Genomic DNA, 15110 nt, shown 5'->3' with positions numbered 1-15110 from the left:
CGTGTCCCTCAGTTTCACGCCAGATACATGGCCCAGAGGGGCCGAGGGTTCAATGGGTGTCAGGCCTGACCAAACGCGTTTTCGATGATTTGAACAGCCCCCGTGGCATCCACCAACGCCGCATCAAACCGAACATTTGTCAGCTGCCCGCCCGGTTCCGTTTCCAGAAATTGCGCTGCTGAAGTAAAAATCCGGTCAATCTGCCGCTGGCTAATCCGCGCCGCGGCCATGTCGAAACTGGTGCTTTTCTTGACTTCGATGAACACAAGCCCGTCACTGCCCCGGGCGATCAGATCGATCTCACCGCCTGCGCCGCGCCAGCGATGATGCGCGATTTTGAAACCCCTACGTTCATAGTCGGCTGCGACCTGCAACTCTGCCGCCTGTCCGGCATGGTAGGAAACCGAACTTCGGACAGATCGCGAGGTCATGTCATCCCTTTCCCAATTTCAACGCCTTTTGATAAATCGGACGGCGCGGTAGTTTGTACATCTGCGACACCAGATCCGCCGCATCACGCACCGAATGGGTTTCCAAGGCGCGTGTCAAAGCCTCTTCTATGTCGGATTCGTTAACAGATTCCGAATGACCCCTGTCGACCAGAAGAACAATTTCACCTTTGACCGTCTGTCCTTGCAGGGCAGTAGCCAGTTCACCCAATGAGCCGCGCCGGATCTCTTCGAACTTTTTCGTCAACTCACGGCACATCGCGGCCTGGCGATCTCCACCCAACACCTCGGCCAAATCCGACAAGCAAGCCGCCACGCGCTTGGGTGATTCGTAAAACACCAGCGTGCCGGGAATGTCGCGCAACGCCTCGATCCGCGTCCGGCGCGCGCCGGTTGCGTTGGGCAAGAAACCCGCGAAAAAGAACGCGTCCGTCGGCAACCCCGCCAGCGTCAGGGCCATCAATGCCGCCGACGGCCCCGGCGCGCAGGTCACCATATGCCCGGCCTCGGCCGCCTGCCGCCCCAGATCATAACCCGGATCGGCAATCAGCGGCATTCCGGCCTCGGACGCATAAGCAACCGATTTCCCTTCGGCCAGAGCATCCAGAATTTTGCCACGTGCCCCCGCGCCGCTGTGGTCGTGATAAGCCAGAATGCGCCGCCCTTCGAGCGGGACGCCATGAATCTCCATTAACCGCCGCAGGCTGCGAGTGTCTTCGGCGGCAATCACATCAGCCGAGGCCAGCACGTCCAGCGCCCTGAGCGTGATATCGCGCGCTGTTCCAATCGGAGTGGCAACAAAATACAGGCCGGTGCCCAATCTGACTTTTTGGAAATTCAAAGCTGGACCCTCACAGCGTGACGTTTATTATCGCGACCCAATAGATTGGCGGCATCTCAAGCCGCCGGGACAGGGAGTTTTCATTCAGATGTTTACCGTTTGCAAGCCCGTTCGCAAACTGGCGCGCACCGCCGCCGTACTGGCAACCGCCGCATTTCTGGCCGCCTGTGACGTCAGCACCATCGGCGGAGGTCCGTCGATCGACACGTCAGACCCCGTGCCTGTTGCCCTACTGGTTCCCGCGGGATCGGGGCAGGCCGGTGATGCGGCGCTGGCACGTAGCCTGGAAAACGCCGCCCGACTGGCCATGTCAGATCTGCAGAATGTTCAGATTGATCTGCGCGTTTATGACACGCGGGGCAGTTCAAATACGGCCGCTGCGGTTGCGCAACAGGCGGTGGCGGACGGGGCGAAAATCATACTCGGTCCGGTCTATGCGCAGGCTGCAAACTCTGCAGGCATTGCGGCGCTGAGCAGCAACGTCAACGTGTTGTCCTTCTCGAACAACACCAGCATTGCAGGCGGCAATGTTTTCGTGCTTGGACCAACTTTCGACAATACAGCCAACCGCCTTGTCAGTTTTGCTGGGTCGCAAGGCAAATCAAACATGGTCATCGTTCACAGCAACGATGCTGCGGGCCAGTTGGGTCAAACCGCCATTGCCAACGCGCTTGCCGGCAGCCGCGTGAACAATGCAGGATCGGTGGGGTATGACCGTTCGCAGCAGGGCGTCATCAACTCGGTTCCCTCAGTCAAAGCAACAGTAGATGCGTCTGGCGCGGATTCGCTGTTCTTAACGGCAACCACAGCCGGCGCGCTGCCGCTTTTCACTCAGCTACTGCCTGAGGCGGGCGTTTCCACAACAAGCACGCAGTTTATCGGACTGACACGCTGGGACATCCCGCCGCAAACACTGGACCTGCCAGGCGTACAAGGTGGCTGGTTTGCGCTGCCGGACCCATCGAAGGCGCAGGCATACCGACAACGGTATAACAATACCTATGGCGAGGCCCCGCACCCGATCAGTGGATTGGCCTATGACGGCATCGCCGCAATCGCCGCACTTGTCAGCCAGGGTAAATCCAACGCTCTGACCGCTTCGGCGCTGACGCAAAACGCCGGTTTCCAGGGGGTTGGCGGTATCTTCCGCCTGCGGCCGAACGGTACGAATGAACGCGGTCTGGCTGTCGCCACGATCCAAAATAAACAGGTAGTAGTGATTGACCCTGCCCCACAAAGCTTCACAGGCGCCGGTTTCTGAGCAAACGGGTTTGAAGCTCACCCCCAGGGGTGAGCTGATCTGCCCGGCGGATGAAATTTTCGACAGCGCCGCCGTCATGGCACAGCTGTCGGAGGCCTTTGACAAGACCTCGGACAACGCAGCGCGGCGCAATGAGACCGTTCGCATCTTGCGTGATGCCCAGAAAGGCGGGCGCCAGGCCATTGCCGATGCCTTTGCCGAACGCCCGTTTGATGCACGGCCGCTGACCCATTCCTACACCTATCTGACCGATGGGCTGGTCTGTACCGCCATGAAGGTATCCAGCGAGGATCTGCACCCTCTGGCCACCCCGACACAGGGGGAAAGGATCGCAGTGCTGGCGGTGGGCGGCTATGGGCGCGGGGAAATGGCACCGTCCTCTGATGTCGACCTGCTGTTCCTGACGCCCTACAAAATCACCGCCTGGGCCGAGAGCGTGATTGAATCCATGCTGTATATCCTGTGGGATTTGCGGCTGAAGGTTGGCCATTCGTCCCGCACGATCAAGGATTGCCTGCGGCTTGGGGCCGAGGATTTCACCATCCGAACCTCGATGCTGGAACAGCGCTATCTAGCGGGGGACAGCAAACTGGCCGCCGAGCTGGACAACCGCCTGAAGGCTGACCTGTTCAAAGGCAGCGAGCGAGAGTTCATCGAAGCCAAATTGCAGGAACGCGATGAGCGTCACCAAAAACAGGGTGAGCGCTATATGGTCGAGCCCAATGTCAAAGAAGGCAAAGGCGGGCTGCGTGATCTGCAATCGCTCTACTGGATCGCGAAATACATCTATGGCGTTCAGGATGTGGCTGAACTGGTGCCTCTGGGCCTGTTCACACCCGAAGAGTTTAAAACATTCGTAAAGGCCGAGGATTTCCTGTGGGCCGTCCGTTCGCATCTGCATCTGATCACCAGGCGCCCGACCGAACAACTGACCTTTGACCTGCAAGTCGAGGTGGCCGACCGGATGGGTTATGAAGACCGGGCCGGGCGCCGCGCGGTCGAAGTGTTCATGCAGCGCTATTTCCGCGAGGCCACTTATGTCGGGGAATTGACGCGTATTTTCCTGACCAAGCTGGAAGCCTCGCATATGAAAGGTGAGGCCCTGCTTGAACGCATCTTCCGTCGCCGACCACGGGTCAAGGCGGGCTATAGGGTAGTGCATGGTCGTCTGGACGTTGCCGATCCCGAGAAATTCCTTGCCGACAAGGTGAACCTACTGCGTCTGTTCGAAGAAGGTTTGCGCACCGGCATGCTGATCCACCCAGACGCGATGCGGTTGGTGACCGCGAACCTGGACCTGATCGACGAAGATATGCGCGAAAACCGCGAGGCGCGGCGCATCTTCCTTGATCTGATGCTGAAACACGGCAACCCCGAACGCGCCCTGCGGCGGATGAACGAACTGGGGGTGCTGTCCGCCTTTCTGCCCGAGTTCGAGCCCATCGTGGCGATGATGCAGTTCAACATGTATCACAGCTATACGGTGGACGAGCACACCATCCAATGTATCGTCAACCTCGCCCAGATCGAACGCGGAGAACTAATTGAACCTCTGCCGCTGGTGTCGTCCATTCTGAAAGGCGGTGTGAACCGCAAGGTGCTGTATGTTGCGTTGTTGTTGCATGACATCGCCAAGGGACGACCCGAAGATCACTCGATCCTCGGCGCGCAAATCGCCCGTAAGGTTGCGCCCCGGCTTGGGCTGAACAAGGCGGACTCGGAAACCGTGGAATGGCTGGTGCGGTATCACTTGTTGATGTCGGACATGGCGCAAAAGCGCGACATCTCAGACCCGCGCACTGTGCGCGATTTTGCCAAAGCGGTGAAAACGGTCAAACGGCTGGACCTGCTGACGGTTCTGACAGTCTGCGATATTCGCGGGGTCGGGCCGAACACGTGGAACAACTGGAAAGCCACCCTTTTGCGCGCCCTGCACGCCGAAACCAAGCGCGCGCTTGAAACCGGGATGGAGGACCTCAACCGCGCCAATCGCGGGACCGAGGCCAAAAAAGCCCTGCGTGCCGCGTTGTCGAATTGGTCCAAGGCGGACCTAAAGGTCGAAACCGGGCGGCACTATGCGCCGTACTGGCAGGGCCTGAACCTGCACACCCAAGTCGAGTTTGCCGAGATGCTGCGGGCGCTGGAACACAGCGGTGATCCGGGTGAGGTAGAAATCCGCATGCAACCGGACGAAGACCGGGACGCCACGCGGGCCTGTTTCGCAATGGGCGATCACCCCGGTATCTTTGCGCGAATTGCGGGTGCTCTGGCGCTGGTCGGGGCCAACGTGGTGGATGCGCGCAGCTACACCACCAAAGACGGTTATGTAACCGATGCCTTCTGGATTCAGGACACCGAAGGCCACCCGTTCGAGGCCAGCCGCCTGCCACGCCTGGCCCAGATGATCCGAAAGACACTCAAGGGTGAGGTTGTTGCCCGCGATGCGCTGAAATCGCGCGACAAGATCAAGAAACGCGAACGCGCCTTCAACGTGCCGACCCATATCACCTTTGATAATGATGGGTCCGAGATTTATACGATCATCGAGGTCGATACCCGCGACCGTCCGGGTCTGCTCTATGACCTGACCCGAACGTTGGCCGCGGCCAATGTCTATATCGCCAACGCAGTGATCGCGACCTATGGCGAACAGGTGGTCGACACCTTTTACGTCAAGGACATGTTTGGTCTAAAATACCATGCAGAAGGCAAACAGCGCACGCTTGAAACCAAACTTCGCAAAGCCATCACCGAAGGCGCCGAGCGCGCGGCCTCATGAAGCAGATCCGGTTGTTTTCAGGCCTGTTCACGGTCGGGTTCTGGACGCTAGCCAGCCGGATTCTGGGCTTTTTGCGGGAAATACTGCTGACGGCTTATATCGGTCCAGGTCCGGTGATGGATGCTTTTGTCGCGGCCTTCCGTCTGCCAAACATGTTCCGCCGTTTCTTTGCCGAAGGCGCGTTCAACGCGGCCTTTGTGCCGATGTTTTCCAAGCGGCTGGAAGGAGAGGAAAACGCCCAAGGCTTTGCGCAGGACGCCTTCAATCTGTTGGCCGTGGCGGTGCTGGCGCTGGTCGGGCTGGCAATGTTGTTCATGCCCGCGCTGGTCTGGATCACGGCCGAGGGGTTTCACGGTGATGAACGGTTCGATCTGGCCGTGGACTATGGTTATGTGGTGTTCCCTTACATCCTGTTCATGTCGCTGGCGGCGCTGTTCTCGGGTGTTTTGAACGCCACGGGTCGCTTTGCCGCCGCCGCCGCCGCACCCGTATTGCTGAACATCTTTGCCTGCACGGCCCTGATCGCCGGGGCAGCCGCTGGAGGCGAGGTAATCCGTTGGCTGATCGCCGTCATTCCCGTGGCCGGGGTCGCACAGCTGGCGCTGGTCTGGGTGGCGACCGAGCGTGCAGGCATTCGCATCCGGCCCGGCCTGCCGAAGCTCAGCCCCGAGATGCGCCGCATGGTGCGCATCGCCGTTCCGGCGGCACTGGCAATGGGCGTCACTCAGATCAATCTGGTGGTGGGGCAATTGGTAGCCTCGAAAACCGAAAAGGCGATCAGTTGGCTGTTCGCGGCTGACCGGTTGTATCAACTGCCGCTGGGCGTGGTGGGCATTGCCGTCGGCATCGTGCTACTGCCCGATCTGTCCCGCCGCCTGCGAGCCGGGGACAAGGACGGCGCCCGCAACGCGTTTTCCCGCGCGGGTGAGTTCACGCTGTTGCTGACCATACCGTCGACCGTGGCGTTTGTGATCCTGCCAAACCCGATGGTCTCGGTCCTGTTCGAACGTGGCCAATTCAGCGCCGAGGACACCGCCGCTACAGCGCTGGCAGTGGCAATTTACGGAATCGGCCTTCCTGCCTTTATGCTGCAAAAGCTGCTGCAACCGCTGTATTTCGCACGTGAGGATACGCGGTCCCCGTTCCGCTATGCAGTGGTTGCAATGGTCGTGAATGCCGGGCTGGCCTTTGGTCTCTATCCGCTGGTGGGTTGGATCGCACCGGCCATTGCGGCGTCGGCTGCCGGGTGGGCTATGGTCGGTCTGCTGATCCTCGGCGCGCGACGCATGGGTGAAGAGGCGCGGTTCGACGACCGCTTCAAACACCGGGCATGGCGCATCGTGGCCGCGTCGCTGGGGATGGGTGTCGTTCTATACGCCGCCATTCACCTGTTCGGCTGGGCGTTCGAGCTGTCCGGCTGGCGTTATCTGGCGCTGATCATCCTGATCAAGATTGCCGCGGCCACCTATTTCTTCCTAGGCCACCTGTTTGGCGCCTTCGAGGTGTCAGAGTTCCGCAAAGCCTTGCGTCGGTCGTGATCAGTCGCGGCGAATGCGCCGCACGATCCGCGCCCAGCCACCCGGGGCAAGCAGGAACGAAAGGCCAAAGCCTGTGGCAAACCCGCCCAAATCAGCCACCCAGTCGGACGTACCGCCGAACAGCAGGCCGAACACCAGTTGAATCCCCATCAGGGCCGCGATCAAACCAAAGGCGCGGTGCTGGTTTTCGCCAACCAATGACAGTTTGCGCCACAGCAACCACGTGAATGCGCCGATCAGGCCATAGACAGGCGGGAACCCTCCGACCAGCGGGTATTGGGGGTCCAGCAGCAGTGCATAGGCCAGTGCCCCGCCCACGCCAGACAGCACGAAGATCACCAACATCTGAAACCCGCCAAAGACCTCGGCCACCATCTTGCCCATGGCCAACAGGAAGACGCAGACAAAAACGGCCTGCGTGAAAGAGCCCGACACGAAGGGGTAGGTCACGAAACGCATGACATGTTCGAACGGCCAGCGCCCGTTCTCGACCATCCAATCAAAGATATCAGGCGAAAACGAATAGCTCTGCAGCGCATCCAGCCGCCATCCCACCGCCGACGGACCGCCGATCAGCCCGCGTGTTCCCAGGGTAAAGGCCAGTTCCACCCCCATAATGAACAGCACCAAGGCCACCACAACGGGCGGCAAAGGGTTCACGGCGGGTGTATAATTCTCACTGCTCATTGGGCTGGCCTTTCGCGGCGGTTGACGTCCCTTGGCCTCATGGGTAAGCGACGGGGGCTGATTTTTCCAGACGGGAGTTCCCTTCGATGACCGAGACCCAGTTCACACCGCGCGTGTTTTCCGGCATCCAGCCGTCGGGAAACCTGCATCTTGGCAACTATCTGGGTGCGCTCAAGCGGTTTGTGGATATGCAGCAGCCGGACATGGAGACCATCTATTGCATGGTCGATCTGCACGCGATCACCGTCTGGCAGGACCCCAAGGAACTGGCCCATTCGACGCGCGAACTGTGCGCTGGTTTCATCGCTGCCGGTCTCGACCCGGATAAATCGATACTGTTCAACCAAAGCCAGGTGCCTGAGCATGCGCAATTGGCGTGGATCTTCAACTGCGTCGCCCGCATGGGCTGGATGCAGCGGATGACTCAATGGAAAGACAAGGCCGGAAAAAACCAGCAAAACGCCTCGTTGGGTCTGTTCGCCTATCCGTCGCTGATGGCCGCCGACATCCTGACCTATCACGCAACACATGTGCCGGTTGGCGACGACCAGAAACAGCATCTTGAGCTGACGCGCGATATCGCGATCAAGTTTAACCATGATTACGGCGTCGATTTCTTTCCGATCACCGAACCTGTGATCGAAGGGGCCGCGACCCGTGTCATGAGCCTGCGCGACGGGTCCAAAAAGATGTCCAAGTCCGACCCCTCGGACATGAGCCGCATCAACATGACGGACGACGCCGACACGATCGCCAAGAAGATTCGCAAAGCCAAGACCGACCCGGATGCGCTGCCATCCGAGATCGATGGTCTGGAAGACCGCCCCGAGGCGCGCAATCTGGTGAACATCTATGCCGCGCTCAGCGATCAGACGGTCGATCAGGTGCTGGCCGATGTTGGCGGTAAACAGTTCGGTGAATTCAAACCGATGCTAGCAGAACTGGCGGTGGAAAAACTGGCACCGATTTCGTCCGAAATGGCCCGCCTGATGGGCGAAGAAGCCGAGATTGACCGGATTCTGGGCAAAGGCGCGGAAAAGGCCCGCGCGATTGCCGCGCCGATCCTGCAGCAGACTTACGAAATTGTGGGCATGGTCAGCTCAAAACAAGGCTGATTGCGCTGGACGTTACCGCAGCGCCTTCCTAGGTTTGCGCAAAGCGTGGGAGGGCGTCATGGCAGTCGGCAAGAACATCCGCACCTATTTCGAAAGTCAATGGCATGACGGGGATGCCCCGATCATGCGCGCGGCCGATCACGGTGCTTGGCTGGGATCGTCAGTCTTCGACGGTGCGCGCTATTTCGACGGCATGGCCCCGGATCTTGAGGCACATTGTGCCCGCGTGAATCGCTCAGCCGAGGCACTGATGCTGACCCCGTTCGTCTCAACCCAACAGATGGTCGAGATCATCCGAGAGGGGTTGGCTTCTTACGGACCGGACTCAGCCGTCTATATTCGCCCGATGTATTGGGGCATCGACGGCGACGCGACCGCGATTGTCCCACAGAAAAACAGCACTGGTTTTGCCATCTGCCTAGAAGAGATTCCGATGGCGCCCGAGACCGCCTCGGTCACGCTGGGTACCACAAAATTCCGCCGTCCGGTTCTGGAATCGTCGGTGGTGAATGCCAAGGCCGGGTGCCTGTACCCCAACAATGCGCGCATGCTGCAGGAGGTTCGCGGCAAGGGGTTCTCGAATGCGCTGGTCGCGGACGCACTGGGCCACGTGGCCGAGACCGCAACCGCCAACATCTTCATGGTCCGTGACGGAGAGGTGTTTACCCCAACCCCCAACGGCACCTTCCTGGCTGGCATCACCCGCGCGCGTCACATTGAAAACCTGCGCGCCGACGGGACGGTCGTTCACGAAGCTATCCTTGGCTTTGACGATTTCCACAAGGCGGATGAGGTCTTTATGACCGGCAACATGAACAAGATCACCCCGGTGACCGCGCTGCAGGACACGCAGTATCAAATCGGCCCCATAGCCCGCCGTGCGCGCGAGCTGTATTGGGACTGGGCACTAAGCACCCGCTAACCAGCCGCTTATTGCCAGCACGCAAATGGTCGGGCATGATCGCCTGAAATATACGAGGACACTTCATGCGCAAATTCTTGGTCGTTCTGGATGACAGTCGCGAATGCCTGAACGCGATGCGTTTTGCCGCTATGCGCGCAGCCCACACCGGCGGTGGCGTTACAATCCTATCGGTCATTCCGCCGGATGAGTTCAACCATTGGATCGGCGTGGCCGAGGTAATGCGCGAGGAAGCACGCGAGCGTATTCACGCCCATTACGAGGTGTTCGCCAAGTGGATGCGCGACAAGCAAAACATCGACCCCGAACTGGCCATCCGCGAAGGTGAGCCGGTCGCCGAGATCATCGAACATGTGCAATCAGACCCCGAGATCGGGGTGCTGGTGCTAGGCGCAGGCGTTGAAAAGAAAGGCCCCGGGCCGCTGGTGACGCAACTGACCAAGAATTCGGGCAACCTGCCAATTCCGATCACCATCGTTCCTGGTGATCTGAGCAAGGAAAAGCTGGAAGAAATCACCTAAAAGGGCACCCATGCAGCGTAGCATCCAGTTCTGGTTCGAATTCGCATCCACATACTCTTACCTAAGTGCGATGCGAATCGAGGATCTGGCTGCGCAGAACGGGGTGTCAGTTGAATGGCATCCCTTTTTGCTTGGTCCGATTTTCGCCGCGCAGGGCTGGGACAATTCCCCGTTCAATATCTATCCCGCCAAAGGGCGCTATATGTGGCGCGATATGGAGAGGTTGTCGGCCCGTCGGGGGTTGCGATTTGCCCGGCCTGACCCCTTTCCCCAAAATGGTCTGAAGGCTGCGCGGCTAGTGATGACGATTGAAACCCACCCTCAACGGGCTGCCTTTGTTCGGGCCGTCTATGCCGCCGAATTCGTTGATGGCCTCAATATCTCGGACGACAAGGTGCTGATCGACTGCCTGTCCCAAGCCAGCCTGCCCCCAGAAACGCTGGCCGGTTGTCAAGACCCGGATATCAAGGCGGCCTTGATCCAACAGACTCAGACCGCGCAGGCCAAGGGGATTTTCGGGGCGCCAAGCTTTCTAGTGGGGGATGAACTGTTCTGGGGCGATGATCGGCTGGATGCGGCGATGCAACTGGCGGCAGAAATTTAGAATGGTTCCAAATCTTGACTTCCCCGGCCCGGACCCGCATATCAAGTACAACTGAAACGGAGCCGTGACATGTTCATCCAGACCGAATCCACGCCGAACCCTGCAACGCTGAAATTCCTGCCCGGTCAGCCGGTGCTGGAAGCGGGCACTGCAGACTTTCCTTCGGCGGAAGCCGGGGAAAAATCGCCCTTGGCGAAACGGATTTTTGCAGTGTCTGGTGTCACCGGCGTGTTCTTTGGCAATGATTTCGTCACCGTGACCAAATCGGATGACGTTCAGTGGGATCACATCAAACCGGCCATTCTGGGCGCTGTGATGGAGCATTTTCAGTCCGGTCAGCCGGTATTGGGTGAAGATGCTGTCGATGGGTCAGGTCACGCAGAACATTTCGGCGAGGATGCCGAAGTGGTCAATCAGATCAAGGACCTGCTGGATACGCGCGTGCGCCCGGCGGTGGCCCAGGATGGGGGTGACATCACGTTCCACGGATTCGACCGGGGCGTTGTTTACCTGCACATGCAAGGCGCTTGCGCGGGCTGCCCGTCCTCGACCCTGACGCTGAAAATGGGAATTGAGAACCTGCTGCGCCACTACATCCCGGAAGTGACCGAGGTTCGCCCCGTTGCCGTCTGACCCGATCATTTTGGCATTTGACACATCGGCCGCGCATTGCGCGGCCGCTTTGCTACATGGCGACACGATTGTCGCTTCGCGCGTTGAGCCCATGTCACGCGGGCAGGCAGAACGGTTGATGCCGCTGTTAGAAGAGATTCTGGCCGAGGCGGATTGCACGTGGCGCGATCTGACCGCCATTGGAGTCGGGATCGGGCCGGGGAATTTTACCGGCATCCGTATCTCGGTTTCGGCTGCGCGGGGATTGGCGTTGGGACTTGGTATCCCGGCTGTTGGAGTTACCGGTTTTGATGCCTTGGCCGAAATCGGGGATGGGATTCCCGCGATCCGCGCACCCCGCGAGCAAGTCTATGTCGCGCTGCCCGGTCAGGACCCCGCACTGATGGCGCAGGAACAGGCAGAATCACTTGGAAACCTGATTCTGAATGATGACGCCGATGTGCTGGTCAACGCCCTTGCCCGGCTGACAGCGCAAAGATGGTCCACCACGACCCAGCCCCCTGCCCCGTTATATGTGCGCCCGGCTGATGCGGCCCCGTCAAAGGACTCACCACCGGTTCTGCTGGACGGATGACCCCGCAAGAATTGGCTCATACCCATACGGCAGCCTTCACGCAGTCGCGCCCTTGGACGGAATCAGAATTTTCTGATCTTCTGACCAATCGGTTCACGCATGTCATTGGTAACGCTTACTGTTTTGCCCTGTTTCAAGTCACTGCAGGTGAAGCTGAACTGCTGACAATCGCCACCCACCCCAATCGTCAGCGCCAAGGTCTTGCCCTGCGCCTTATGCAGGAATGGCACGCAAAAGCCAAAGCGTTGGGCGCAACCCGTGCCTTTCTGGACGTTGCGGCAGACAATCACCCGGCTATCGCGTTGTACCAGCGCTGTGGATACACAACCTGCGGCCTGCGCAAGGGTTACTATCTGCGCGAAAAAGCTGAGAAAATCGACGCCGTTGTCATGGTCAGCGCCCTGACCTGACCGGCGCCTCCTAATTTTTTCGACCATTTGGTCAAGAATCAGTTGACCGCACCGGTTGCAAACGCCCTTAATTCCCGCCATCACAACAGTTATGCTCGCTCACAGTGAGTAATCGGGGCTATCTTGACCCCGACCAACAATAACAAACGGGAGTATGAAATGACCCTGATGAAATCCTTGATGGGCGCTGCCGCCGCCGTCGCGTTGACCGCGGGTGCGGCCCTGGCTGAACCAGCCCTGATCTTCGACCTGGGTGGCAAGTTTGACAAATCGTTCAACGAAGCAGCCCATAATGGGGCATCACGTTGGGCGGAACAGACCGGTAAGACTTATCGCGAAATCGAACTGCAGTCTGAAGCCCAGCGTGAACAAGCCCTGCGTCGTTTTGCCGAAGCTGGCCTGAACCCAATCATCACCATGGGTTTCGCAATGGCTGATCCGCTGGCGGCTGTCGCGGGCGACTATCCCGACACCAAATTCGTTGCAGTTGATGTGAATTGGCTAGATGCTCCAAACGTGCGTCAGATCGGCTTTGCCGAGCATGAGGGTTCCTATCTGGTTGGAATGATGGCTGCGATGGCATCTAAGACCGGAACAGTTGGCTTCATCGGTGGCATGGATATTCCGCTGATCCGTCACTTTGGCTGCGGTTACGCGCAAGGCGCCAAAGCCGTGAACCCCGACATCAATATCGTTGCCAACATGACTGGTACCACCCCATCGGCATGGAACGACCCGGTCAAGGGCTCCGAACTGACCAAGGCACAGATCAGCCAGGGTGCTGACGTCATCTATGCTGCTGCGGGCGGCACCGGTGTGGGCGTTCTGCAGACCGCCGCCGATGAAGGCATCCTTTCGATCGGTGTGGACAGCAACCAGAACCACCTGCATCCGGGCAAGGTTCTGACCTCGATGCTGAAGCGCGTGGACGTGGCCGTTTATGACGCCATGAAGGCTGGCGAGGATCTGCAAACCGGCGTTTTCGCCATGGGTCTGGCCGAAGAGGGTGTGGGCGTCGCCATGGATGAATACAACGCTGAACTAGTTACGGAAGAGATGAGCTCGGCCGTTGCAGATGCACGCAGTGACATCATCAACGGAAACGTCACCGTCGTCAGCTATTACGAGAACGACAGCTGCCCGGCACTGCAGTTCTGATATCGCGTGGGGCGGGGGTTGATCCTCCGCCTCATTCCCACTTGGCCGCAGCGTTCGCGGCCTTTTCGGCAATTGAGGACACGACATGACAGTCCCCGCCATTGAGCTCAAAGGGATTTCCAAAGCCTTTGGGCCGGTTCAGGCCAACAAAGACATTTCCATCAGCGTCGTCCCCGGCACGATCCACGGGATCATCGGTGAAAACGGTGCGGGCAAATCCACGCTGATGAGTATTCTCTACGGTTTCTACAAAGCCGACAAAGGTGAGATTTGGATCAACGGGACCAAGACCGACATCCCCGACAGTCAGGCGGCGATTGCGGCGGGCATCGGGATGGTGTTCCAGCATTTCAAGCTGGTTGAGAATTTCACGGTTCTGGAAAACATCGTTCTGGGCGCCGAAGATGGCGGGCTGCTGGCTCCGTCTTTGTCCAAGGCTCGCAAGGAACTGAAAGAGCTGGAAGAAGAATACGAGCTGTTCGTTGACCCAGACAAGCGCATTGACGAAATCGGCGTGGGGATGCAGCAACGGGTCGAAATCCTCAAAGCCTTGTATCGCAAAGCAGAGATTTTGATTTTGGACGAACCGACCGGCGTTCTGACCCCGGCCGAGGCCGATCAGCTGTTCCGCATTCTCGACCGTCTGCGGGCCGAAGGGAAGACGATCATTGTGATCACCCACAAGCTGCGCGAGATCATGGAAAACACCGATACAGTCTCGGTGATGCGGCGCGGGCAGATGACGGCGACAGTCAAAACCGCCGAGACCAGCCCCGAGGAGCTGGCCGAGCTGATGGTAGGCCGCAAGGTTCTGCTGCAGGTCGACAAGGTTCCTGCAAAACCCGGCAAACCCATTCTTGAGGTCGAAAACCTGCGCGTCTTCGATTCAGCGGGTGTTGAGCGGGTCAAGGGTATCGACTTGACGGTCCGCGCGGGTGAGATCGTCGGCATCGCCGGTGTTGCGGGTAATGGCCAGTCGGAACTGCTTGAGGTTTTGGGCGGGATGCGGCCTGGAAAAGGGTCTATCAAGCTGAATGGTGAACCGCTGGCGCTTAGTGGGCATGGGTCTGACGGTCAGGCGCGGCGTGCGCAGCACATCGCTCACGTCCCCGAGGATCGTCAGCGCGAGGGCCTGATCATGGATTTCCACGCGTGGGAAAACGTGGCGTTCGGCTATCACCGCGACCCTGCCTATAAACGCGGTCTGTTCATGGACAATGCCGCCCTGCGCGCGGATACCGAGCGCAAGATTCAAAAGTTCGATGTGCGCCCGCCCAATGGCTGGCTGACCGCCAAAAGCTTTTCAGGCGGCAACCAGCAGAAAATCGTCGTCGCGCGCGAGATCGAGCGGAACCCCGACCTGTTGCTGGTCGGCCAGCCGACACGCGGTGTGGATATCGGCGCGATCGAATTCATTCACAAACAAATCGTCGCCCTGCGCGATCAGGGGAAGGCAATCCTGCTGGTCTCGGTCGAGCTGGAGGAGATCTTCTCGCTGTCCGATCGGATAGCGGTGATGTTCGACGGACATATTATGGGCGAACGCCTGCCCCATGAGACAGATGAAAAAGAACTGGGCCTGCTGATGGCCGGTGTTGCGGAAGAGGCCGCGTGAAGC

General features: G+C 59.1%; 15 protein-coding genes. 12 read left to right on the top strand and 3 right to left on the bottom strand.

Going from position 1 to position 15110, the window contains the following annotated elements:
* Positions 1–59 precede the first annotated feature (59 nt).
* Together ACR0AL_RS13355 and rsmI are read right to left on the bottom strand one after the other, a co-directional pair.
* Positions 60–431, bottom strand: a complete 372-nt coding sequence (locus tag ACR0AL_RS13355) for a YraN family protein (RefSeq protein ID WP_170397216.1) — start codon at positions 429–431, stop codon at positions 60–62.
* Between the two features lies 1 nt (position 432).
* On the bottom strand, positions 433–1290 hold the full coding sequence (gene rsmI, locus ACR0AL_RS13350; RefSeq protein WP_170350580.1) for a 16S rRNA (cytidine(1402)-2'-O)-methyltransferase: 858 nt from the start codon (positions 1288–1290) through the stop codon (positions 433–435).
* Between the two features lie 88 nt (positions 1291–1378).
* Here rsmI and ACR0AL_RS13345 point away from each other — a divergent pair, with 88 nt between their 5' ends.
* From ACR0AL_RS13345 to murJ, 3 genes are read left to right on the top strand one after another with little or no spacing between them, the layout of a single operon-like run.
* Positions 1379–2551: a penicillin-binding protein activator gene (locus ACR0AL_RS13345; protein ID WP_170350581.1), complete on the top strand. Its 1173-nt coding sequence runs from the start codon at positions 1379–1381 to the stop codon at positions 2549–2551.
* Complete coding sequence (locus tag ACR0AL_RS13340) at positions 2511–5330, top strand: [protein-PII] uridylyltransferase (RefSeq protein WP_480663346.1); 2820 nt, start codon at positions 2511–2513, stop codon at positions 5328–5330. The genes ACR0AL_RS13345 and ACR0AL_RS13340 overlap by 41 nt, the downstream gene beginning before the upstream one ends.
* Entirely contained in the window at positions 5327–6868 is a 1542-nt protein-coding gene (gene murJ / locus ACR0AL_RS13335; protein ID WP_170551562.1) for a murein biosynthesis integral membrane protein MurJ, read from the top strand. Before ACR0AL_RS13340 ends, murJ begins: the two co-directional genes overlap by 4 nt.
* Here murJ and ACR0AL_RS13330 read toward each other — a convergent pair whose 3' ends face one another.
* Complete coding sequence (locus ACR0AL_RS13330) at positions 6869–7555, bottom strand: rhomboid family intramembrane serine protease (protein ID WP_170350584.1); 687 nt, start codon at positions 7553–7555, stop codon at positions 6869–6871.
* Positions 7556–7641: 86 nt separating this feature from the next.
* Here ACR0AL_RS13330 and trpS point away from each other — a divergent pair, with 86 nt between their 5' ends.
* From trpS to ACR0AL_RS13285, 9 genes are all read left to right on the top strand, one after another.
* Positions 7642–8670, top strand: coding sequence for a tryptophan--tRNA ligase (trpS, locus tag ACR0AL_RS13325; protein WP_170361433.1), 1029 nt, complete (start codon positions 7642–7644; stop codon positions 8668–8670).
* A gap of 58 nt (positions 8671–8728) precedes the next feature.
* Positions 8729–9592, top strand: a complete 864-nt coding sequence (locus tag ACR0AL_RS13320; protein WP_480663344.1) for a branched-chain amino acid aminotransferase — start codon at positions 8729–8731, stop codon at positions 9590–9592.
* Between the two features lie 65 nt (positions 9593–9657).
* Positions 9658–10113, top strand: a complete 456-nt coding sequence (locus tag ACR0AL_RS13315) for a universal stress protein (protein ID WP_170350587.1) — start codon at positions 9658–9660, stop codon at positions 10111–10113.
* Between the two features lie 10 nt (positions 10114–10123).
* Positions 10124–10717, top strand: coding sequence for a 2-hydroxychromene-2-carboxylate isomerase (locus ACR0AL_RS13310; RefSeq protein WP_170350588.1), 594 nt, complete (start codon positions 10124–10126; stop codon positions 10715–10717).
* Positions 10718–10786: 69 nt separating this feature from the next.
* Positions 10787–11350, top strand: coding sequence for a NifU family protein (locus tag ACR0AL_RS13305; protein WP_170350589.1), 564 nt, complete (start codon positions 10787–10789; stop codon positions 11348–11350).
* Entirely contained in the window at positions 11340–11924 is a 585-nt protein-coding gene (gene tsaB / locus ACR0AL_RS13300; protein WP_425081664.1) for a tRNA (adenosine(37)-N6)-threonylcarbamoyltransferase complex dimerization subunit type 1 TsaB, read from the top strand. Before ACR0AL_RS13305 ends, tsaB begins: the two co-directional genes overlap by 11 nt.
* A complete protein-coding gene (locus tag ACR0AL_RS13295) occupies positions 11921–12334 on the top strand; it encodes a GNAT family N-acetyltransferase (protein WP_480663342.1) in 414 nt (137 codons plus the stop codon). Before tsaB ends, ACR0AL_RS13295 begins: the two co-directional genes overlap by 4 nt.
* A 159-nt stretch (positions 12335–12493) precedes the next feature.
* Positions 12494–13492 carry a BMP family lipoprotein gene (locus ACR0AL_RS13290; RefSeq protein ID WP_058281934.1) on the top strand — a complete coding sequence of 333 codons (999 nt, stop codon included), beginning with the start codon at positions 12494–12496 and terminating at the stop codon, positions 13490–13492.
* 85 nt (positions 13493–13577) lie between these two features.
* Positions 13578–15107: an ABC transporter ATP-binding protein gene (locus ACR0AL_RS13285; protein WP_480663340.1), complete on the top strand. Its 1530-nt coding sequence runs from the start codon at positions 13578–13580 to the stop codon at positions 15105–15107.
* Positions 15108–15110 lie beyond the last annotated feature (3 nt).

Source organism: Ruegeria sp. BB1, assembly GCF_056539465.1.
Note: the sequence above shows the minus strand (reverse complement) of the source record. Positions and strands in the feature narration are given on the sequence as shown.

Excerpts from the sequence above, each read along its gene's own strand:
- ACR0AL_RS13310 (WP_170350588.1), top strand. The coding sequence starts at position 10,124 with ATGCAGCGTAGCATCCAGTTCTGGTTCGAATTCGCATCCACATACTCT.
- ACR0AL_RS13330 (WP_170350584.1), bottom strand. The coding sequence starts at position 7,555 with ATGAGCAGTGAGAATTATACACCCGCCGTGAACCCTTTGCCGCCCGTT.
- ACR0AL_RS13290 (WP_058281934.1), top strand. The coding sequence starts at position 12,494 with ATGACCCTGATGAAATCCTTGATGGGCGCTGCCGCCGCCGTCGCGTTG.
- murJ (WP_170551562.1), top strand. The coding sequence starts at position 5,327 with ATGAAGCAGATCCGGTTGTTTTCAGGCCTGTTCACGGTCGGGTTCTGG.
- ACR0AL_RS13295 (WP_480663342.1), top strand. The coding sequence starts at position 11,921 with ATGACCCCGCAAGAATTGGCTCATACCCATACGGCAGCCTTCACGCAG.
- ACR0AL_RS13305 (WP_170350589.1), top strand. The coding sequence starts at position 10,787 with ATGTTCATCCAGACCGAATCCACGCCGAACCCTGCAACGCTGAAATTC.
- ACR0AL_RS13315 (WP_170350587.1), top strand. The coding sequence starts at position 9,658 with ATGCGCAAATTCTTGGTCGTTCTGGATGACAGTCGCGAATGCCTGAAC.
- ACR0AL_RS13355 (WP_170397216.1), bottom strand. The coding sequence starts at position 431 with ATGACCTCGCGATCTGTCCGAAGTTCGGTTTCCTACCATGCCGGACAG.
- ACR0AL_RS13320 (WP_480663344.1), top strand. The coding sequence starts at position 8,729 with ATGGCAGTCGGCAAGAACATCCGCACCTATTTCGAAAGTCAATGGCAT.
- ACR0AL_RS13285 (WP_480663340.1), top strand. The coding sequence starts at position 13,578 with ATGACAGTCCCCGCCATTGAGCTCAAAGGGATTTCCAAAGCCTTTGGG.
- trpS (WP_170361433.1), top strand. The coding sequence starts at position 7,642 with ATGACCGAGACCCAGTTCACACCGCGCGTGTTTTCCGGCATCCAGCCG.
- ACR0AL_RS13345 (WP_170350581.1), top strand. The coding sequence starts at position 1,379 with ATGTTTACCGTTTGCAAGCCCGTTCGCAAACTGGCGCGCACCGCCGCC.